This is a genomic window from Clostridium sp. UBA7791 (genome assembly GCF_002480755.1).
Lineage (GTDB): Bacteria > Bacillota > Clostridia > Clostridiales > Clostridiaceae > Clostridium_J > Clostridium_J sulfidigenes.
Window position 1 is genome coordinate 1,195,330 of sequence record NZ_DLCT01000005.1, and the last position, 21,021, is coordinate 1,216,350.

Consider the following 21,021-nt stretch of genomic DNA (forward strand, 5'->3'; position numbering starts at 1 on the left):
AGTATTAAAACTTTATTACTAATTATAATAACTATAATTTTAACTAAAAAAAGAATAACTCATAGATAATTTTAACTTAATAAATTATCTATAAGTTACATTGAAGTTGATAATAAAAACATATATATGAGATTAAATTTATATAGTGATATTTAATAATTATATAGCCCAATTACCATTTACAAATATAGGGGATTTTGAACCATCAAAGCCAATTCCAGTAATATTTAAATCAGAGGTTCCTATCATGAAGTCAACATGAGTCAAAGAGTCATTGCCGCCTAGAGCTAACACTTCTTCAGTAGTTTTGTTTGATCCATCTTTCACACATAAGTTATATGCTTTACCTAAGGCTAAGTGACATGAAGCATTTTCGTCATATAGAGTGTTAAAGAAAACTATATTGGAATTTGAAATAGGAGAGTTAAATGGAACTAAAGCAACTTCTCCAAGGAAATGAGATCCTTCATCAGTTTCAATTAATGACTTTAAGGACTCATAGCCTTCTTTAGCTTCAAAATCAACAACTCTACCATCTTTAAAGGTAAGAGAGAAGTTATTAATTAGGTTGCCACCATAGTTTAGAGGTTTTGAGCTAAAGACCTTACCATTAACTCCTGTTTTCTTTGGCATTGAAAAGATTTCTTCTGTAGGCATATTTGCAATAAATTCTATTCCCTCTGGAGTGTATTCTGCACCACCTATCCATAGGTGATTATCCACAAGCTCTAAATTTAAGTCTGTACCTAGAGAGTTGGTGTAGTGAAGATATTTAAAATTTTTCTCATTAAGGTAGTTTATTTTTTTAATTAAATTTTTCTTGTGATCCTCCCAAGCTTTAACTGGATTTTCTTGATCCACACGTACTATATTAAATATGTTTCCCCATAGTTTATTTATTGCTTCATCCTCAGAAAGATTAGGGAATACTTTAGTTGCCCAACCTTTAGTTGGTAGAGCTATTATAGACCAAGAATTTTTATTACTCATAAGTCTTTCGCTAAATTCTCTTGTAGCTATGCTAGAGGATTTTTGTGAAGCTACAATTTTTTTAGGATCTACATCTTTTAGTAGTTCAGGATTTGATGCACTTATACTTAAAAAGCAAGCTCCATCTTTAGCATAGGTGAGCATGGATTCTTTCATCCAATCTGGATATGATTCAAAAACATCTATAGGGGAGTTGAGATATTTGAGTTTAGCACATTCTTCATCACTCCAATGAACAACAACTTCTTTTGCGCCAATTTTATAGGCCTCGTCAACAATCATTCTCGTGAAATTAACGCATTCTACAGGTGATTTTATAACAAGAATTTGATTAGGTTGTACGTTTACACCGATTGATACACTAAGTTTTGCATATTTTTTTAATAACTCATCATTTATTTTCATATACTCAGATCATCTCCTTAATAATTGCGTAATAATTTTAAATTATTCTAATAAAGTAAATTATTAATCATTTTTATTATATATGTAAAACTATTAAGTTTCTATACAAAATTATTTTATAGTATAGGTTTTTATGTTAAAAAGATATTATAAATATAATTTTGAAATATTTACATTTATTTTTCATAATTATTATAAATCACTAAAAATCAGCATAAAAATAAGTATAACATATTTTAGGAGGATATATGGATAAATTAATTTATTTAAATCATCTTGCAAAAGTATTTTCTAATAATTTTCATTTAGAAATAAATAAGAGCCTAATGAATAAAAGGATAGATATTTATGGAATTTGGAATATGAAATTTGGAAGAAGCTTTATTTCTGAAAATAAAATAATTGATGAATATGAGTGTAATGAACATTGTTTGGTAGTCAGTGAAGATAGAGTTGATGAGAAATTTTTAGATGATTTTATAAATTATCTTAAGAAATGCACGGTAAGTATAGTTAATCCACACAAGAATCATAAAACTACCTACATAACTGGAATACTTGTGACTAAAAACATAAATGATGAAGATATTATGAGAAAAATTAAAAGATTTAATTATACTAAGAATTATAGAATGAGTTTTTATGGATGGAGTATTTTAAGGCTTATTGTAGTAGATTTGAATAACGGTGAAATATATCATAATAAAATATCTAAAGATATAATTGACAGTTTATCCTTTGATAAGGTTAATATAAATTAATCTATAATCGGCATTTTCTTTGTTTAATATAACTTAGTTAAAAATAAGGTTTATAATTTTATGACCTTGTTTTAAATATAAAGGGGGTTTTGGTATGAATTCATTAGCTTTATTATTAATTTGCATAGCTATATTCATTGTAGCCTATGTGACTTATGGAGCCTTTCTTGCTAAAAAATTTGGGATTGATCCCAAAAGAAAAACTCCAGCACATACACTAAGGGATGATGTAGACTATTGTCCAACAAATTCAAAGGTATTACTTGGACACCATTTTTCATCTATAGCTGGAGCAGGTCCAATCACAGGACCTATCCAAGCGGCTATATTTGGATGGTTACCTGTATTATTGTGGATAATCATAGGAAGTATCTTTATAGGCGGAGTTCATGATTTTGGATCATTAGTTGCATCTGTAAGGCATGATGGGAAAACAATAGGTGAAGTTATTAAAGTAAACATTGGAGAGAAAGGAAAAAAATTATTTAATATATTTGGATGGGTCACAATTGTATTGGTAGTAGCAGCTTTTACAGATATTTGTGCATCTACCTTTGCTTATGATCCTGCTATTCCAGAAAATTTGATGGGAGCTCAAGCTGGAACAGCATCTATGCTATTTATTGTATTAGCAGTGATTTTTGGATTTAGTGTGTTCAAAAAAGGTGCTAAGTTATCAGTAGCTTCAGTAATAGGGATAGTGCTATTATTATTTTGTATTTATATAGGATATATATTTCCAATTATTAAGTTGTCAAAGCTTGGATGGCAAATATTATTACTAATATATATTTTCTTAGCATCTACATTACCTGTTTGGTTATTATTACAACCAAGAGATTATTTATGCTCATTCCTACTATACGGAATCATTATAGGTGCTCTGCTTGGAATAGTAATAAAAAGACCTGCTATGGAATTAGCTGCTTTTAATGGTTTTAATATGGGTGGAAAAACTCTATTCCCATTCTTGTTTGTAACTGTTGCTTGTGGTGCTATTTCAGGTTTCCATTCTCTTGTGAGCTCAAGCACCACATCTAAACAGATTGATAGAGAAGAGCCGGATGCTAAACTTATAGGATATGGTTCTATGTTAATTGAAGGTATAGTAGCTGTTATAGCTCTCATAGCTGTAGGCTATGTAACCAAAGCAGAAGGTACACCTGCTGTTATATTTGCAAATGGTGTTGCTAATTTTATGAGTGGATTCGGAATACCTCAACAAGTAGGTATAGTGTTTGTTACTTTGTGCTTTTCAGCTTTTGCTCTTACAAGCTTAGATACAGCTACTAGGATTGGAAGATATATTTTACAAGAGTTATGTGAGGGAAAAGGTGGTAAAAAGAATATTATAAGCAAAAACATGTATGTATCAACTGGAATAACTGTTTTAGCTTCCTTTGGTTTAATCCTTTATGGATATAATAAGATATGGCCAATATTCGGATCCGCTAATCAACTTTTAGCAGCTCTTGCACTTTTAGCAATAACAGCATGGCTTACTAAGAGTGGAAAGAAAGCTTTAGTTACAATTATACCCATGGTATTAATGTTTATTGTAACATTATCTGCTTTAGGTCTATTAATTAAAGATTATATTTTCTCATCAACTCCCAATTATATATTAGGTATAATTGCACTAATACTATTTATTCTTGCTATAGTCTTAATAATAGAAGCGTATAACACATTAATACGAAATAATAATTCAAAGAAAAATGTTAATAAGACTATATTAAAGTAGTTAGCATATTTTATAGAAAATAAAAAGTAATATCTACAGTAAAAGAGCCTATTTATGAATTAATTAATAGACTCTTTTATTATGGTATAATAGAATATTTATTATGTAACGATATACATATATAATAAAATTTTGTTGTGAAATTACGTAAGAGTTGCATAAGAGTATTTCATCTGGAGAATATTTATGTTATAAATAAATATGAATAATGAATTTAATAGGATATATAACGACAAATTACTAACACAATTCATTAATGGAATGAATAAGTTTACAATGGATTTATCCGATGACTACCAGTTCTAGTACTCTCTCTTTTTAAAAGTGAGAGTTAAGAGTTGGTATGTCCCTGGATAACGATTTCTAAGCTTCGGAGAAGCTAAGAAATCAGTTTATTTAAGGTATAAAAGTTTTTCAAATATAAGGAGGTGAACTTTAGTAAGTACAGTACTTATTGGTACAAACTTCTAAAGTTATTTATGTTTAAGGAACATATAGATGAAAATAAAGAGCAGATTATAAAAGATTTGATAGAATTAGTAAAAATAAGAAGTGTAGCTTCTCATAAAAAGCCTAATATGCCTTTCGGGGAAGAAGTTCACAAGAGTCTTAGGTTTGTGTTAGACAAAGCTAAAGATATGGGATTTAAAAGTCAAAGCTTTTGCGGATACTGTGGTCAAGTAGATGCTGGATGTGGTGATTATACAATTGGTGTTTTATGTCATGTAGATGTGAACGAAGAAGGAGCAGGGTGGACAAAACCCCCATTTTCAGGAGAAATTTATGATGGTAAGATATATGGACGAGGTATTGTAAAGGCAAAGGCACCTTTAATAGCTTGTCTATACGCTATGAAATTCTTAAAGGATGAAGATTTAATTCCAGAAGGAAAAAAAATTAGAATGATTGTGGGGGCGGATAAGGAGACTGGAATAAAAAGCATAAATTATTATAAGGAATATGAAGTAGCTCCAGATATAGGGTTTACCCCAGACGGTGTATTTCCTGTTATATATGGAGAAAAGGGTATAATGAATTTTGATCTTCATATGGAATTTTCAGGTGGCTTTGATGCGCCTATCAATATAGTACAAATAGTTGGAGGACAAAGTATAGATACTGTACCGTCTAAAATTAGTATTATACTTAGTTGTGAAGATATATTTAAAGATAAAATTGAAACGGAGCTAAAAAGGTTTTCAAAACTTCAAAACATAAAATATAAAACTATAAGTCAAAATAAACTTATGAATATAGAATTTATAGGTAAGGAAGCTGATAGTAACAACCCGGATAAAGGAGTAAATGCCATATCCTATGGACTTAAGTTTCTTGAGAATTTTGAGGAATTTATTGATAAAAGAGAATTTGTTCATGAATATAATAGATTAATTTCTACTTCATACAATGGAGAAAAAATAAATTGTAAATTACAAGATGAAGATTCTGGTAACTTTACTTTTAATGTGAGCACCATAAATTTAACTAGTGATAGAGTTGATATAAAGGTTAATATCAACTATCCTATATCATATGTATATAGTGATGTATTAGAATTAGTTAAAGATGGTTTTAAGTATTCTTCTCTTGAAATAAAAAATCTAAGTCACCTAAGGTCAGTTTCCTTTTCTAAGGATAGCTTTGTAGTAAAAAAACTTATGAAGGCTTATAGAGAAGTTACTGGTGATGAAGAATCACAGCCTTACGTAAGTTCAAAAGGAACCTATGCAAGAGTCTTGAGTAACCTGGTATCCTTTGGACCTATACTTCCTAAAAATAAGGGGTTAGATTATGGAGTTGATGAATTTATTACTTTGGATGAATTTATGGATTTAGTAGAAATATATGCTATGGCTATATATGAACTATTGAAATAAAATTTAAAATTGTTGAAAGGGGTGGAGGATATTAAGAAAAAAAACATACTATTGCTTATAACTATTTTCTGGATTAGCTTTATATTTTATATGTCATCTCAACCGGCGGTGGAATCTTCAAGTTCTAGCTCTAAAATAGTAAATGTTATATTAAGTACTTTAAAATTAGATGAATCTAAGGGGGAAGTATTGACTGTGATAGTTAGGAAGGGAGCTCATTTTACAGAATATTTCATTTTGGGTGGTTTAGTTACAATCACCTGTGGAGCTTTCAATAAAAAGAAAAATAACTCTTTTATTCTATTATCTTGTATATTAGTGGCTTTAAGCGATGAGTTTTTGCAGAGTTTTATTATAGGTAGGAGCTCTGAAGTAAGAGATGTACTAATTGATTTTAGTGGTGTAGTTACATTCTTTATAGTAAATTATATGGCTACCCATATAAAAATAGTGAAAAGAGGACAATTTTATGAATAAGTTTAAATTATACCATATGTTTGTGTACATAGGATGGTTTGCTATTATATATTATTGTATTTTAAAGATATTTAACTTCCATATAGCCTTTGCTGGGTTCTGGCTAATAGTAGCTATATTGAGTTATATAACTCATTGGATTTTAAAAAATAACCTTACAGAAAATTCCTCAGGAAAAGTATTAACTGTAATTGTTTCTATAGGTCTTATATTTTTTTGTGTATTAGAAGGATTAATTATATATACTGGCACTATTGAGGATGACCGTATTACAGATTATGTTTTAGTATTAGGAGCTGGAATAAATAAGGAACAAATATCTAAATCTTTACGTTTTAGACTAGATAAAGCTATAGAATATAATAAAATCCATGATAATATACCTATTATAGTTAGTGGCGGCATGGGTAAAGATGAGGATATCACTGAAGCTCTTGCTATGAAGAGATATTTAGTAAGTAATGGAGTAGATGAGAATAATATTATAATGGAAGAAAAGTCTACTAATACCTATGAGAATTTTAAGTTTTCAAAAGTAATAATGGAGAATAAAAGTAAAGAAAAGGACAATATAAGTGTTACCTTAATAACCAATAGATTCCACATGTTTAGAGCTAAGTACATAGGAATTAATACGGGATTAAAGATATATTGTTATAGTGCTAAAAATGAAATAATTACATCATTGAATTTTTATGTGAGAGAAAGTTTTGCTTATGTAAAGGAGTTAATTTATCATTATATAAAATAAAGTTAAACAGTACTGTATGTTGATTTTATTATTGAAAAATATTAACGTAATTAATTTAATAATATGTATATTAGGATCTATAGGAGGCGATTTATATGTATATAGGAATAGATTTAGGGGGAACTAACGTAGGAATTGGTATTGTGGATAGTGATAATAAGTTAATATACAAAGATTCAATTCCTACTAAAAGGGAAAACGGATTCAATGACATTATTGAAGATATAATAGCATTGATTTCTAAGACTATAAATGTTAATAATATACCTAAATCTCATATACAGGGTATAGGAATAGGTATACCTGGAATAGTGGATCCTAAAAGCCAAATCATAATTGATTGTGTAAATCTCAGGTGGAATAATGTAGATATCAAGAGTGCTATTGAGGAGAAATTAAGTATTCCGGTTTTCGTAGGTAATGATGCTACTGTAGCTGGAGTAGCTGAATTGGTAGTTGGAGCTATGAAAGGCTATCATACGGGAGTTTTACTAACCTTAGGAACCGGTATTGGTGGAGGCATAATAATTAATGGACATGTATATGATGGGTTCCACGGAATAGGCTCTGAAATTGGGCATATGATAGTGGGAGAAAATTATTATGATTGCAATTGTGGGAGAAATGGATGTTTAGAAACCTTTTCCTCATCTACAGCTATAATAAAGCATGCGAGAAAACTGATTGAAGAAGGAAATGATTCAGCTATTATGACTGAAGTTAAAGGTAATTTAAATAGTATTGATGGAAAAGTTATATTTGACCAAGCTAAGGCAGGAGACAAGGTAGCTTGTAAAGTAATTGGTAGAATGACAAATTATTTAGCTATAGGAATTATGAATATTATTTCTATAGTAGATCCTGAAGTTTTTGTAATAGGAGGTGGTTTATCAGCTGCAGGAGAGTATTTTATTTCTATGTTAAGGGAAAAAGTATCTCAAATAACTTATTATAAAGGTATGGATGTAGGGAAAATTTTATTATCTGGCATTGGAAATGATGGTGGTATTATAGGAGCAGCTTCTCTGTGTAAATATAGATAAAAAATATATATATAATAAAAGCATTTATGGATATAAATAGTATTCCATAGGTGCTTTTAATTTCATTCACAATTTATCCATAAAATATTTCGAAAAAATCTAAAATTGAATTATATGTATAGCACATATAAAAAAAATATGAAATTTTCAAATAAAGGTTTATTTTTTTTGAAGTTTGTATTATTATATAAATAAAGACGAATAATAAATGTATTATATTATATAATGTTCGTATATATTAAAGGGGGATACGTTAAATGAATAAAATATTCACCATTTATGTTGAAAAAAAATCAGAATTTAATAAGGATGCACAAGAATTATTAAGAGAAGTTAAAAACTTATTATCAATAAAAAGCATAAATGATATAAGGTTAATAAATAAATATGATATTTGTGGTATTACAAATGAAGAGTTGGAAGCAATAAAATATACGGTATTAAGTGAAAAGAATACCGATAATATATATGAGGAAAATATAGATTTAGAAGGAAGTAATTACTTTGTAGTTGAATACCATGAAGGCCAGTATGATCAAAGGGCTGATTCAGCAGCTCAATGTATTCAACTAATTACACAAAAGGAAGCTCCACAAGTTAAGACAGCGAAAGTAATAGCTTTATATGGAGAGGTTACCAAAGAAGAAATTAAAAAAATAAAGAATTATTATATAAATTCTGTAGATTCTAAGGAAAGTTCACTAAAGAAAAAAGAAATTATAATGGAAGATCAACAATTGCCATCAGAGGTAGAGATAATAGATGGATTTATAAATATGAATGAAAGTGAATTGCAGAATTTTTTAAAGGAAAAAGGGTTATCTTTAAGTATTGGAGATATAGTTCTTATAAGAAATTACTTTAAAAGAGAAGATAGAAATCCTACAATTACAGAAATAAAAGTATTAGATACTTATTGGTCAGATCACTGTAGACATACTACTTTTCAAAGAGTATTAACAGATGTAGATTTTGAGGAAGGAAAGTATATAGAGCCTGTTAAAAAAGGGTTCGAAGTATATAAGAACTACAGAAGAGAAGTATATAAAGATAGAGAAAAGCCAATAACTTTGATGGATATGGCAGTTATAGCTATGAAGAAGCTAAGAAAAGATGGAAAACTTGAAAAATTAGATCAATCTGAAGAGATAAATGCATGTAGTATAGTTATCGATGTGGATGTTAATGGTAAGCTAGAAAAGTATCTTCTAATGTTTAAAAACGAAACGCATAATCATCCAACAGAAATTGAACCTTTTGGAGGCGCCTCAACTTGTCTTGGAGGAGCTATAAGAGATCCACTATCAGGTAGAAGTTATGTATTTGGAGCTATGAGAATTACTGGTTCTGGAGACCCAAGAAAAGCCATAAAGGAAACTTTAGTAGGGAAGCTTCCGCAAAGAAAGATTACGAAGGAAGCAGCAAAAGGATATAGTAGCTATGGAAATCAAATTGGACTTGCTACAGGATATGTAAGAGAAATTTATGATGAAGGGTATGTAGCTAAGAGAATGGAAGTGGGAGCAGTGCTTGGAGCAGCTCCTGCAAAAAATGTTATTAGAGAAGTACCAACTCCAGGAGATGTAGTAATATTACTTGGAGGAAGAACAGGAAGAGATGGAATTGGTGGAGCCTCAGGATCATCTAAGGAGCACAATGAAAAATCCATTGACAACTGTAGTTCAGAAGTTCAAAAGGGGAATGCACCTACAGAGAGAAAAATCCAGAGATTATTTAGAAAAAATGAAGTTACAACATTGATAAAGAGATGTAATGATTTTGGCGCTGGTGGAGTTTCTGTAGCAATTGGAGAACTTGCTGATGGAATTAAAATTAACTTAGATAAAGTTAAGAAAAAATATGAAGGTTTAGATGGAACTGAATTAGCTATATCAGAGTCACAAGAAAGAATGGCTGTAGTGGTTTCACAAAAAGATGTAAAGAAATTTATAACTCTTTGTGAGGAAGAAAATTTAGAAGCTACAGTAGTGGCAATGGTAACTGAAGAAAAATCCATGATTATTACATGGCAAGGAACAGAAATAGTTAATCTAAAGAGAGATTTCTTAGATACAAACGGTGTTAGTACTTATGGTAAGGTTCAGGTTACTGCACCCAAAGAAGAAGATAACTACTTTAACAAGAAAAATATTAAGTTATCACTAAAGGAAGCCTTTGAAGAATTGTCTAAGGACTTAAATGTGATGTCACAAAGGGGTCTTATGAATATATTTGACTCCACCATAGGAGGAAATACAGTATTAATGCCATATGGAGGAGAAACTCAAAGAACTCAAGTGGATGGGATGGTATTTAAGATACCAGTGGAAAATGGAGAGACTACTACTACAGCTTTAATGGCGCATGGTTATAATCCTAAAATTTCGAAATGGAGTCCCTTCCATGGAGCATTATATGCAGTGGTAGAGAGTATTACTAAACTAGTAGCTTTAGGTGGAGATATAAATGGAACTTACCTTTCTTTCCAAGAGTATTTTGAAAAGTTAGGAGATGACCCTAAAAAGTGGGGAAAACCATTTGCAGCATTACTTGGTGGACTATATGCACAGCACAATTTAGAAATAGCAGCAATAGGTGGCAAGGATAGTATGTCTGGAACATTTAAAGACCTAAAGGTTCCACCTACATTAATAAGTTTTGCTGTGACTACAGGAAACATAGACAATACAATAAGTAATGACTTTAAGAAAGTTGGAAGTAAAGTTATAGTTATAAATGCGCCTATAAAGGAAGATTTTACTCCAGATTTTAAAGTGTTAAATAATAACTATAGATTGGTAAGTGAACTAATAAAGTCAAGAAAAATTTTAGCAAGTGGAAGTATAAATTATGGTGGTGCTTTAGAAGCTATTTCTAAAATGTGCTTTGGAAATAATATAGGTATTGAGTTAAATGAGAAAGTATCTATGGAGCAGCTTCAAGGATTTGGGTATGGATCTATCATACTAGAAGTTAACCAGAATTTTAATATGGATAATGAAAACATAATTTATCTTGGAGATACAATAGAAGAACATGCAATAGTAAGAGTAAATGAAAAAATTAACTTAAATAAGTTAGCTAGTTCATATGAAGATGGCCTTGAAGAAATTTTCAATAAAAACTACGGAAAAGATAGAATAAATCATCTTGAAATGAAGGACGAAATTTTATTTGATAGAAGCAAAAGAGATGAAAATTTAAAAGTATCACCAATGATTAAGATTGCAAAACCTAAGGTACTTATTCCGATTTTTCCTGGAACAAACTGTGAATATGATTGTGAGAGGGCTTTCTTAAAAGCAGGAGCATTGGTTGAAACTGTTATATTTAATAATTTATCTCCTGAACATATAGGGCAATCTATATTGAATATGGAGAAAAGTATAAAAGAATCTCAAATAATTATGTTACCTGGAGGATTTTCAGCGGGAGATGAGCCAGATGGTTCAGGTAAGTTTATAAATGCCATATTTAGAAATGAAAGAGTTAATAATGCTGTTATGGAGTTATTAAACAATAGAGATGGCTTGATGCTAGGAATTTGCAATGGATTCCAAGCTCTTATAAAACTAGGACTTGTACCTTATGGAGAAATAAGAGATATTGCTGAAGATAGCCCAACTTTAACCCATAATTTAATTGGAAGTCACCAAAGTACAATGGTAAATACTAAAATAGTGAGTAATAAATCACCATGGCTTAGTGAGTGTAATGAAGGTGAAATTTATAAAGTTCCAATTTCTCATGGTGAAGGAAGATTTGTTGCTAATGAAAATGTGGTAAGAGAATTATTTAAAAATGGTCAGGTTGCAACTCAGTATGTAGATAATAGCTGTAATCCAACCTATGATATAAACTTTAATCCAAATGGATCTATATATGCAATTGAAGGAATCACAAGTATAGATGGAAGAGTATTTGGAAAGATGGCTCATAGCGAGAGAGTAGGAAATGGTGTTATTAAAAATGTATTAGGTGAACATGATATGAAAATCTTCCAGAGTGGAGTTAAGTATTTTAAATAAGATTTGTAGATGTGGAGGAGAATTAAATGAAGGTAGCAATTATATTTGGAAGTAAATCAGACACAGAGGTAATGAGAGGTGCAGCGAAATGCTTAAGAGAATTTAATATCCCTTTCCAAGCTCATGTGTTGTCAGCTCATAGGGTGCCAGAAAAATTAACAGAAGTTTTAAAAAAGCTAGAGGAAGAAGGCTGTGAAGCAATTATAGCTGGAGCAGGGCTAGCAGCTCATCTTCCAGGAGTTATAGCTTCAAAAACTATTATACCAGTAATAGGGGTTCCAATAAATGCAGCTATAAATGGCGTGGACTCTCTTTATTCAATAGTACAGATGCCAAAATCAATTCCAGTGGCTACTGTAGGAATAAATAATAGTTATAACGGTGGAATGATGGCAGTACAAATGCTTTCAGTAAAGTACCCAGAAATTAAAGATAAATTAAAGGAATATAGAAAAAATATGAAAGAAAATTTTATAAAGGAAAATGAAGCGGGGGTAGAATTATAATGGATATGAAAAATTTTATTTATGAAGGAAAAGCAAAGAGAATATTTAAAACTGAAAAGGAAGATGAAGTACTTGTTTACTACAAGGATGATGCAACAGCTTTTAATGGTGAGAAGAAGGCATCAATAGCTTCAAAGGGAATACTAAATAATACTATCAGTTCCATAATCTTTGAAATGTTAAAAGAAAAAGGAATAAAGACTCACTTTGTTGAAAAAATTAGTGATAGAGAACAAATATGTAAGAAGGTAGATATAATTCCACTAGAAGTTATAGTTAGAAATATAGCTGCTGGAAGTATGGCTAAGAGATATGGGGTTGAAGAGGGTACAGAGCTTAAGAATACAGTACTTGAAATTAGTTATAAAAATGATGATTTAGGAGACCCTTTAATGAATGACTATCATGCTATGGCATTAGGAATAGTTACAAAAGAGGAACTAGATTATATATATGACCAAGCTTCTAAAGTAAATAAAATACTTACTGAATTTTTCTTGAATCAAGATATAAAATTAGTAGATTTTAAATTGGAATTTGGAAAACTTAATGGACAAATATTACTAGCAGACGAAGTTTCTCCAGATACATGTAGATTATGGGATCTTAAAACAGGAGAAAAGCTTGATAAAGATAGATTTAGAAGAGAACTAGGAGATTTAGTAGAAGGATATACAAAGGTGCTTGAAAGAATTAAGTAATTAATCATTGGCAAGAGTATTATTTAGGAGGAAACAGTAATGGATTTTAAGTTTAAGGCTTCTAGTTACGATGGATATGAGTGTTATGATGAAGATAAATTTCATGATGAGTGTGGGGTATATGGTATATATAGTAAAAAGGATAATTTAGATGTGGCAAAAAGGACATATTATGGTCTTTATGCCCTTCAACATAGAGGCCAAGAAAGTGCAGGAATAGCAACTTTTGATGGAAGCGATATGAATTGCCATAAGGATATGGGTCTTGTATCTGAAATATTTAGTAAGAAAACCCTAAAGGAATTAAAGGGATATGGTGCAATTGGGCATGTAAGATATTCTACAGCAGGTGGAAGTTCATTAAAAAATGCTCAACCACTTATGGGAAAATTTAAGCTAGGAAACATTGCTATAGCTCACAATGGAAATTTAACTAATGCTGATATCATTAAAGAACTTTTAGAAGAATCAGGGTGTATGTTTCAAACATCTACTGATACTGAGGTAATTATAAACCTTATTTCTAGAGGTGCTAAGAAAGGTATACTTCAAAGTGTAATTGATTCTATGCAAGCAATAAAAGGTTCCTTTGCTATTATAATATTAACTGAAAATGAGTTAATAGGAGTAAGAGATCCTTATGGAATTAGACCGCTATGCCTTGGTAAAATAAATGAAAGTTATGTATTAGCATCAGAAAGTTGTGCACTTAATGCCACAGGTGCTGAATTTATAAGAGATGTTGAGCCTGGTGAAGTAGTTGTAATTAATGAAGAAGGTGTAAAATCCATAAAGTTTGGTGAAAAATCTAAGCTTGCCACCTGTTCTTTTGAATATATATATTTTGCAAGACCGGATAGTGTTATAGATGGAATTAGTGTTAATAATTCTAGATATAAAGCAGGAATTAAGCTTTATGAAGTGGCACCTGTGGAAGCTGATATAGTAGTTGGGGTACCAGATTCAGGAATGTCAGCTGCAATGGGATATGCTAAGGCATCAGGTATACCTATAGATATGGCACTTATTAAGAATAAGTACATTGGAAGAACTTTTATAGCCCCAACGCAAGAAGAGAGAGAAGCTTCTGTAAATGTAAAGCTTAATGTGATAAAAGAAAATGTTTTTGGTAAAAGAGTGGTTTTAATAGATGATTCTATAGTACGTGGAACCACAAGTAAGAGATTGGTAACTATGCTTAAGGAAGCTGGGGCTTCAGAAGTTCATTTTAGAGTTTGCTCTCCTATGGTTAAATATCCTTGTTATTATGGTATAGATATACCTTACAGAAGTCAGCTTATAGGTGAGAAAATGAATGAAAAAGAAATAGGGGAAGTTATTGGAGCAGATAGTCTAGTCTATCTTTCAAAAGAAAACTTATTAGAATGTCTTGATAGTGACCATGGATTTTGTTGTGGATGTTTTGATGGAGAGTATCCAATATCAGCACCAGTTAAATTTTAGTAAGGAGTGATATAGAATGATAACATATAAAGATGCAGGGGTTAATATAGAAGAAGGTTATAAAGCGGTAAAACTTATGAAAGAATATACAGCAAGAACTTTAACTTCATCGGTTTTAAATGGGATTGGAAGTTTTGCTGGAATGGTAAAACTACCGGAAGGATATAAAAAACCTGTACTAGTTTCAGGTACTGATGGAGTAGGGACTAAGATTGAAATTGCAATCAAGCTTAAAAAATTTGATACAGTAGGGATAGACTGTGTAGCTATGTGTGTTAATGATATTCTATGTCATGGTGCTAAGCCTTTATTTTTCCTAGATTATATTGCTTGTGGAAAATTAGATTCTCTAATAGCTAGTGATATTGTAAAAGGTGTTAGTGAAGGATGTCTACAAAGTTATGCTTCACTTATTGGAGGAGAAACAGCAGAAATGCCAGGAATGTATAATTTAGGAGATTATGATCTTGCAGGATTTGCTGTTGGTATTGTAGATGAAGATGAAATTATAGATGGAAGTAAAATTAAAGAAGGGGATGCACTTATAGGCATAACTTCTTCTGGTGTACACAGTAATGGCTATTCCCTTGTAAGAAAAGTTGTTGAGAATTATGATGAAGTCCTTGAAGGAAGAACTATAGGAGAAATTCTATTAGAACCAACAAAGATATATGTTAAGCCCGTATTAGCACTTATGAAGAAATTTGATATCCATGGAATGTCACATATAACTGGCGGTGGATTTTATGAAAATGTACCAAGAATGTTTAAAGATAACTTTACAGCAGAGATAAAAAAGGATTCTTTCCCAAGACAACCTATATTCCAATATTTAATTAATAAAGGCGTAGACGAGTATCATATGTTTAATACATTTAACATGGGAATAGGTATGGTTCTTGCGGTAGATAGCTCTGTTAAAAATGATGTGATTAATGAACTTAAAGCTCTTGGAGAAGAAGCTTATGAAATAGGTAAAGTACAAACTGGAGGTGGAGGAGTTTGCTTAATATAGCAGTATTAGTTTCGGGTGGAGGAACTAATCTCCAGGCTATCATTGATAACATTAAAAATGGATATTTAAAAGATGTAAATATTAAGTATGTCATAAGTGATAGAGAAGGAACCTATGGAATAGAAAGAGCTAGAGCACACAATATTGATACTTTAGTCTTAGATAGAAAGATATATAAGAAAGAGCTAAGCAATAAAATTTATGAAGTATTAAATGATAAGGTGGATTTAATTGTTCTTGCGGGATATTTATCAATTATATCATCTCCTTTAGTAGATGGTTTTAAAGAGAAAATAATTAATATTCATCCTTCACTTATTCCAAGCTTTTGTGGAAAAGGAATGTATGGAATTAAAGTTCATGAAGCTGCAATAGATTATGGTGTAAAAGTTAGTGGATGTACAGTACATTTTGTAGATGAAAATACAGATACAGGAGCTATAATTATCCAGAATGTAGTAAATGTAAAATCAGATGACACTCCAGAAAAGCTACAAAAAAGAATATTAGAAGAAGAATATAAAGCTTTGCCATTAGCTATAAAGCTTATGAGTGAGCATAAGCTTTTTATAGAGGATAGAAAAGTTATTATAAAGGAGTAATGGAATTATGAAAAGAGCTTTAATAAGTGTTTATGATAAGAATGGAATTGTAGAGTTTACAAAATTCTTAGTAGAGCATGGGATAGAAGTTATATCTACTGGTGGTACCTATAGTCTTTTAAAGAAAAATAACATAGAAGTTAAAGAAGTAGCAGAAGTTACAAAGGCAGCAGAAATGTTAGATGGAAGAGTAAAAACACTACACCCTGTAGTTCATGGAGGTATCCTTGCTATTAGAGATAATGAGGAGCACATGAAAACTTTAAAAGAAAGAGAAATAGATACTATAGATTTAGTTTGTGTTAATCTATATCCTTTCTTTGAAAAAGCTAATGAGGGATTAACCTTTGAAGAAACAGTAGAATTTATAGATATAGGTGGTCCAACAATGCTTAGAAGTGCTGCTAAAAACTTTAAAGATGTGGTAGTAATAAGTGATGTAGAAGATTATAAAATAGTTATGGAGGAAATGAAGGAAAGTGGAGAAGTTTCCTTTGAAACTCGTAAATATCTTGCTATGAAGGTATTTAACTTAACCACAGCCTATGATAGTGCAATATGTGAATACTTATTAAACCACATGGAGAATAAGGATAAGCATTCAAATAAGTATTTATCCTTATCTTATGAAAAAATGGAAGATTTAAGATATGGAGAAAATCCTCATCAAGAAGCTTCTGTATTTACTAACACAAATAAAACTGGAATGCTTAATAATATTGTAATATTAAATGGTAAGGCACTTTCTTACAATAATATAAAGGATATGGATATAGCTTGGAAAGTAGTAAATGAATTTGAAGAAATTACCTGTTGTGCTTTAAAACATAATACACCATGCGGAGTTGCGGTGGGTGATTCTGCTTTAGACGCTTATAGTAAAGCATATAGTTGTGATAATGTTTCAATTTTTGGAGGTATAGTAGCTATTAATACTAAAGTAACTAAAGAGGCAGCAGAAGAAATGAAAAAAACTTTCTTAGAAATTGTTATTGCGCCTGAGTTCGAAGAAGAAGCTTTAGAAGTACTTAAAACAAAGAAAAATCTAAGAGTTATAAAATGTATGAGTAAACCAAGTGATAAAAAAGAAGTTGTTTCTGTAGATGGAGGTATATTAGTACAAGATGTAGATAGAAAGCTTTACGAGGAATTAAAAGTAGTTACAGAAGCAAACCCTTCAAAGGAACATATGAGTGATATGATATTTGGAATGAAGGTTTGTAAATATGTAAAGTCCAATGCTATAGTAGTAGTTAAGGATGGTATGGCCAAGGGAATAGCTGGTGGACAAGTTAATAGAATTTGGGCTACAACTCAAGCTATAGATAGAGCTGGAGATGGAGTAATCCTTGCTTCTGATGGGTTCTTCCCATTTAGAGATTGTGTAGATGAAGCTAGTAAACATAATATAAAAGGAATAATTCAGCCAGGTGGATCTATGAGAGACAATGAGAGTATTGAGGCATGCAATGAGTATGGCATACCTATGATTTTATCAGGAATGAGACATTTTAAACATTAGTATCCTATAAGTTAAACTGGAGGTGATTTTATGAAAATTTTAGTCATAGGAAATGGTGGAAGAGAACATGCTATAGCATGGAAGCTCGGTGAGAGTGATAAGGTTTCAAAGATATATTGTGCTCCAGGAAATGGTGGTACTTCTATGGAACATAAATGTGAAAATATTAATTTAACAGACAATGATAAACTTCTAAACTTTGCTTTAGAAAACTCTATAGATTTAACTGTAGTTGGACCAGAAGTATACCTATGTAATGGTATAGTAGATTTATTTAAAAGTCACAATCTAAAAATATTTGGACCTAGTAAGAAAGCAGCAACTCTTGAAGGAAGCAAAACCTTTGCTAAGGAATTTATGAAAAAATATGGAGTTAAAACTGCAGCTTATGAAGCTTTTAGAGATTCAAAGAAGGCTTTAGAGTATTTGGAAAAGGCTGAATATCCAATAGTTATAAAAGCTGATGGACTTGCTGCAGGTAAGGGCGTTGTTATAGCTGAAACTAAGGAAGAAGGAATTTTAGCCATTAATGATTTCATGGTTAATGATACTTTTGGAGGAGCAGGTAAGGAAATTATAATTGAAGAATTCTTACCAGGTGTAGAAGCTTCAATATTAAGTATTACGGATGGAAATACTATAATTCCATTTATATCATCTAAGGATCATAAAACTATATTTGAGGATAATAAGGGACCTAATACAGGTGGAATGGGAACTGTGGCTCCAAACCCATACTGTAATGAAAGTGTTTTAAAAGCCTTTAAAGAGGATATTTTAAAGCCAACGCTTAAGGGGATACAGGAAGAAAATCTAGACTATATAGGAATAATATTCTTTGGATTGATGATTTGCGAAAAAGGAGTATATCTTTTAGAGTATAATGTTAGAATGGGTGATCCAGAAACACAGGTGGTGTTACCTCTTATGGAGAGTTATTTTATTGATATAATTGAAGCTGCAATAGAAGGAAAACTTAGTGATGATATAGTTAAGTTTAAAAATAAGACAGCTTGTTGTGTTATAGGCTCTTCGAAAGGATATCCGGGGAGATATGAAAAAGGTGAGTTAATTACAGGTGTTGATAGTTGTAGTGAAAAGGTATTTATTGCTGGAGCTGATTCCATATATAATAAATTAATTACTAATGGTGGTAGAGTTTTAGGAGTTACAGCTCTTGGAGATAATCTAGAAGAGGCAAGAGAAAAGGCTTATAAAGGGATATTACAAGTAAATTTTAATGGAATGTATTATAGAAAAGATATAGGTAAATAAATACTGAAATAAGAAAATGCTAAGGAGGTGGAATATAGCTACTCCTTAGCATTTTTATTTATATACTCACTATATTATATATTTATAGGCTTTGTGAAAATTTCATAAAATGGTTTTCATAAGTAAATCTACATTTATTTAAAATCTAGTTTATAGAGTAGTCTTGATTGTAAAATAGTTAAAGAAAAGAGAAAAGAGTATAATTTTATTAATTTAAGGTATATGAAGTAACTTTAAATCCTATAATATACAGTGAGGAAGTTCTTACGAATTTATTACAATATGTTTTTTATGTTGAAATAAATTCGTACATAATGTATTATAATCAATGTGTATATTTATGTGTTAAAAAAAATATATACCAAAATATGTAAAAAGTATTAACAAAATTAGTAAAAATGTGTAAGATATATATAGAGGATTTTAAGAACACATTATTATGTAAAACTATAAAATAATTTCCATGATGATAATAACATATTATATATGGAAGAATAGAAAAATAAAGGTGAAGATTATGTTTAATTTAATATTATTAATTATTATGTCTCCATATACTGCATTATTTACCGGAGTATATACTACTTATAGAGTTATAAAGATGAGAGAGGAAATACAGAAAAATAGTTGGAATATGGGATTGGTTCTTTTGTTTCTTTGGTCTCTATTAGCTGGACTTCTTAATAAAAGTATTATGTCTGCCGCTGTTTCAATAGTTTTTTTCTTATATTTTACTATAAGTGTAGTATTACAAAACTATTGCAAGACAGAAGAAAAATTGGAAATAATATGTAATTATTTAATTAAGTTTTCAATTTTTTCGGGAATTGTTGGAATTATAGAAAAGGTTACTTTTGCATATTTCCCAATGGAACTGTGGAAAAAATTTTTAGGTGTACCATTGGAGGTTTCAACTAATCATAGAATTTTTAGTACTTTTGGAAATCCGAACATAGCTGGAGATTGGTTTGCTATTATGATGATAATGGCCATATACTATGCTTCTAATAGTAAAAGTGTTAAGGTGAAGTTGGCATATTATAGTGCTACAGCTCTATTTTTAATAAATCTTTGTTTAACTGGCTCAAGAGGGGTTTTTATTGGATTAATATTTGGATTAGTTTCCCTATTACTATTGAAAGTAAAAAGAAATAAGAGTGATATAATAATTGTTATATCTATTTTATTAGTTATAGGTATAGTAGGTTTTACTCCTCCAAAAGTATCTGATATTTCTCAAGAGATTACTGGTCATCAGATGGAGAGGTCTTTTGACACTAGAGAAGAAATATGGTTAGGATCTTTAAAGATGATAGATGAGAAACCATTGATTGGTTGGGGAATGTTAGGAACTATAGAGCATGGTAATGAATATTCAAGATATAGTTCTGTTATTAATCATTCTCATAATATATGGCTATCATTATTAACTTCTTTAGGAGTAATCGGACTTTTAATTTACTTATATATAAGAGCAAATATCTATAAAGATTTAATATATCTTTATAAATCTGGATATAGTAGTGTAGCTTTACTTATGGCAATACAGGTAGTTGTTTTAGTTCATGGAGTAATTGATTTTACAATAATAACTCCTCAAATAGGAATACTATTTATTGGATCATCATCTATAGTCACGGCTCTAGCAAAAGAAAGTGTTAGTGTGTTTTCAAAAAGAAGAAGTATAGCTGTATAGTTATTAAGTTTTGTAAAAGCTTTTATGAAGAAGTTTATTCTCATAAAAGCTTTTTTATATATTAGAGCTTAAGTAAAGGCTAAGTACAGGATTTTCATTTATTAAAATTATATATGTAATTAGTATAATAGATTAATTTATATTGTTGTATTAATATTACCAAT

The 21,021-nt window shown here is 30.3% G+C and carries 16 protein-coding genes; 15 read left to right on the plus strand and 1 reads right to left on the minus strand.

Features of this window, described 5'->3' with window-relative positions; genetic code table 11:
* Positions 1-159: 159 nt before the first annotated feature.
* Positions 160-1,395 (minus strand): aminopeptidase, encoded by a 1,236-nt coding sequence (locus B3Z56_RS11155; protein ID WP_346848056.1) that lies wholly within the window; start codon positions 1,393-1,395, stop codon positions 160-162.
* Between the two features lie 248 nt (positions 1,396-1,643).
* Here B3Z56_RS11155 and B3Z56_RS11160 point away from each other — a divergent pair, with 248 nt between their 5' ends.
* The 15 genes from B3Z56_RS11160 to B3Z56_RS11230 all read left to right on the plus strand — a co-directional run bounded on the left by B3Z56_RS11160 (position 1,644) and on the right by B3Z56_RS11230 (position 20,857).
* Positions 1,644-2,156: a hypothetical protein gene (locus B3Z56_RS11160; RefSeq protein ID WP_346878792.1), complete on the plus strand. Its 513-nt coding sequence runs from the start codon at positions 1,644-1,646 to the stop codon at positions 2,154-2,156.
* A 94-nt stretch (positions 2,157-2,250) separates the two neighbouring features.
* Positions 2,251-3,900, plus strand: coding sequence for a carbon starvation protein A (locus tag B3Z56_RS11165; protein WP_346848058.1), 1,650 nt, complete (start codon positions 2,251-2,253; stop codon positions 3,898-3,900).
* A 479-nt stretch (positions 3,901-4,379) separates the two neighbouring features.
* Positions 4,380-5,777 (plus strand): Sapep family Mn(2+)-dependent dipeptidase, encoded by a 1,398-nt coding sequence (locus tag B3Z56_RS11170; RefSeq protein ID WP_346878793.1) that lies wholly within the window; start codon positions 4,380-4,382, stop codon positions 5,775-5,777.
* Positions 5,778-5,798: 21 nt separating this feature from the next.
* Positions 5,799-6,254 (plus strand): VanZ family protein, encoded by a 456-nt coding sequence (locus tag B3Z56_RS11175; protein WP_346877468.1) that lies wholly within the window; start codon positions 5,799-5,801, stop codon positions 6,252-6,254.
* A complete protein-coding gene (locus B3Z56_RS11180; protein ID WP_346848060.1) occupies positions 6,247-7,005 on the plus strand; it encodes a YdcF family protein in 759 nt (252 codons plus the stop codon). Before B3Z56_RS11175 ends, B3Z56_RS11180 begins: the two co-directional genes overlap by 8 nt.
* A gap of 95 nt (positions 7,006-7,100) precedes the next feature.
* Positions 7,101-8,048: an ROK family protein gene (locus B3Z56_RS11185; protein WP_346848061.1), complete on the plus strand. Its 948-nt coding sequence runs from the start codon at positions 7,101-7,103 to the stop codon at positions 8,046-8,048.
* Positions 8,049-8,305: 257 nt separating this feature from the next.
* Positions 8,306-12,076 (plus strand): phosphoribosylformylglycinamidine synthase, encoded by a 3,771-nt coding sequence (locus B3Z56_RS11190; RefSeq protein ID WP_346878794.1) that lies wholly within the window; start codon positions 8,306-8,308, stop codon positions 12,074-12,076.
* Between the two features lie 26 nt (positions 12,077-12,102).
* On the plus strand, positions 12,103-12,582 hold the full coding sequence (gene purE / locus B3Z56_RS11195; RefSeq protein ID WP_346848063.1) for a 5-(carboxyamino)imidazole ribonucleotide mutase: 480 nt from the start codon (positions 12,103-12,105) through the stop codon (positions 12,580-12,582).
* Positions 12,582-13,283, plus strand: a complete 702-nt coding sequence (purC, locus tag B3Z56_RS11200; RefSeq protein ID WP_035132920.1) for a phosphoribosylaminoimidazolesuccinocarboxamide synthase — start codon at positions 12,582-12,584, stop codon at positions 13,281-13,283. The genes purE and purC overlap by 1 nt, the downstream gene beginning before the upstream one ends.
* 39 nt (positions 13,284-13,322) lie before the next feature.
* Entirely contained in the window at positions 13,323-14,747 is a 1,425-nt protein-coding gene (gene purF / locus B3Z56_RS11205) for an amidophosphoribosyltransferase (protein WP_346848064.1), read from the plus strand.
* A 16-nt stretch (positions 14,748-14,763) separates the two neighbouring features.
* The gene (gene purM / locus B3Z56_RS11210) at positions 14,764-15,762 is read left to right on the plus strand and encodes a phosphoribosylformylglycinamidine cyclo-ligase (RefSeq protein ID WP_346848065.1); all 999 of its coding nucleotides are present in this window, start codon (positions 14,764-14,766) and stop codon (positions 15,760-15,762) included.
* Positions 15,750-16,364, plus strand: coding sequence for a phosphoribosylglycinamide formyltransferase (gene purN, locus B3Z56_RS11215; RefSeq protein ID WP_346878795.1), 615 nt, complete (start codon positions 15,750-15,752; stop codon positions 16,362-16,364). Before purM ends, purN begins: the two co-directional genes overlap by 13 nt.
* A gap of 4 nt (positions 16,365-16,368) precedes the next feature.
* Positions 16,369-17,886, plus strand: coding sequence for a bifunctional phosphoribosylaminoimidazolecarboxamide formyltransferase/IMP cyclohydrolase (gene purH, locus B3Z56_RS11220; RefSeq protein ID WP_346848219.1), 1,518 nt, complete (start codon positions 16,369-16,371; stop codon positions 17,884-17,886).
* A 30-nt stretch (positions 17,887-17,916) separates the two neighbouring features.
* Complete coding sequence (gene purD / locus B3Z56_RS11225) at positions 17,917-19,161, plus strand: phosphoribosylamine--glycine ligase (protein ID WP_346848067.1); 1,245 nt, start codon at positions 17,917-17,919, stop codon at positions 19,159-19,161.
* A gap of 517 nt (positions 19,162-19,678) precedes the next feature.
* The gene (locus B3Z56_RS11230; RefSeq protein WP_346848068.1) at positions 19,679-20,857 is read left to right on the plus strand and encodes an O-antigen ligase family protein; all 1,179 of its coding nucleotides are present in this window, start codon (positions 19,679-19,681) and stop codon (positions 20,855-20,857) included.
* The last annotated feature ends 164 nt before the right edge of the window (positions 20,858-21,021 follow it).

Coding starts and splice junctions, on each gene's coding strand:
- purD (WP_346848067.1), top strand. CDS start 17,917: ATGAAAATTTTAGTCATAGGAAATGGTGGAAGAGAACATGCTATAGCA.
- purE (WP_346848063.1), top strand. CDS start 12,103: ATGAAGGTAGCAATTATATTTGGAAGTAAATCAGACACAGAGGTAATG.
- purC (WP_035132920.1), top strand. CDS start 12,582: ATGGATATGAAAAATTTTATTTATGAAGGAAAAGCAAAGAGAATATTT.
- B3Z56_RS11160 (WP_346878792.1), top strand. CDS start 1,644: ATGGATAAATTAATTTATTTAAATCATCTTGCAAAAGTATTTTCTAAT.
- purM (WP_346848065.1), top strand. CDS start 14,764: ATGATAACATATAAAGATGCAGGGGTTAATATAGAAGAAGGTTATAAA.
- B3Z56_RS11155 (WP_346848056.1), bottom strand. CDS start 1,395: ATGAAAATAAATGATGAGTTATTAAAAAAATATGCAAAACTTAGTGTA.
- B3Z56_RS11180 (WP_346848060.1), top strand. CDS start 6,247: ATGAATAAGTTTAAATTATACCATATGTTTGTGTACATAGGATGGTTT.
- purF (WP_346848064.1), top strand. CDS start 13,323: ATGGATTTTAAGTTTAAGGCTTCTAGTTACGATGGATATGAGTGTTAT.
- B3Z56_RS11170 (WP_346878793.1), top strand. CDS start 4,380: ATGTTTAAGGAACATATAGATGAAAATAAAGAGCAGATTATAAAAGAT.
- B3Z56_RS11230 (WP_346848068.1), top strand. CDS start 19,679: ATGTTTAATTTAATATTATTAATTATTATGTCTCCATATACTGCATTA.
- B3Z56_RS11190 (WP_346878794.1), top strand. CDS start 8,306: ATGAATAAAATATTCACCATTTATGTTGAAAAAAAATCAGAATTTAAT.
- B3Z56_RS11185 (WP_346848061.1), top strand. CDS start 7,101: ATGTATATAGGAATAGATTTAGGGGGAACTAACGTAGGAATTGGTATT.
- B3Z56_RS11165 (WP_346848058.1), top strand. CDS start 2,251: ATGAATTCATTAGCTTTATTATTAATTTGCATAGCTATATTCATTGTA.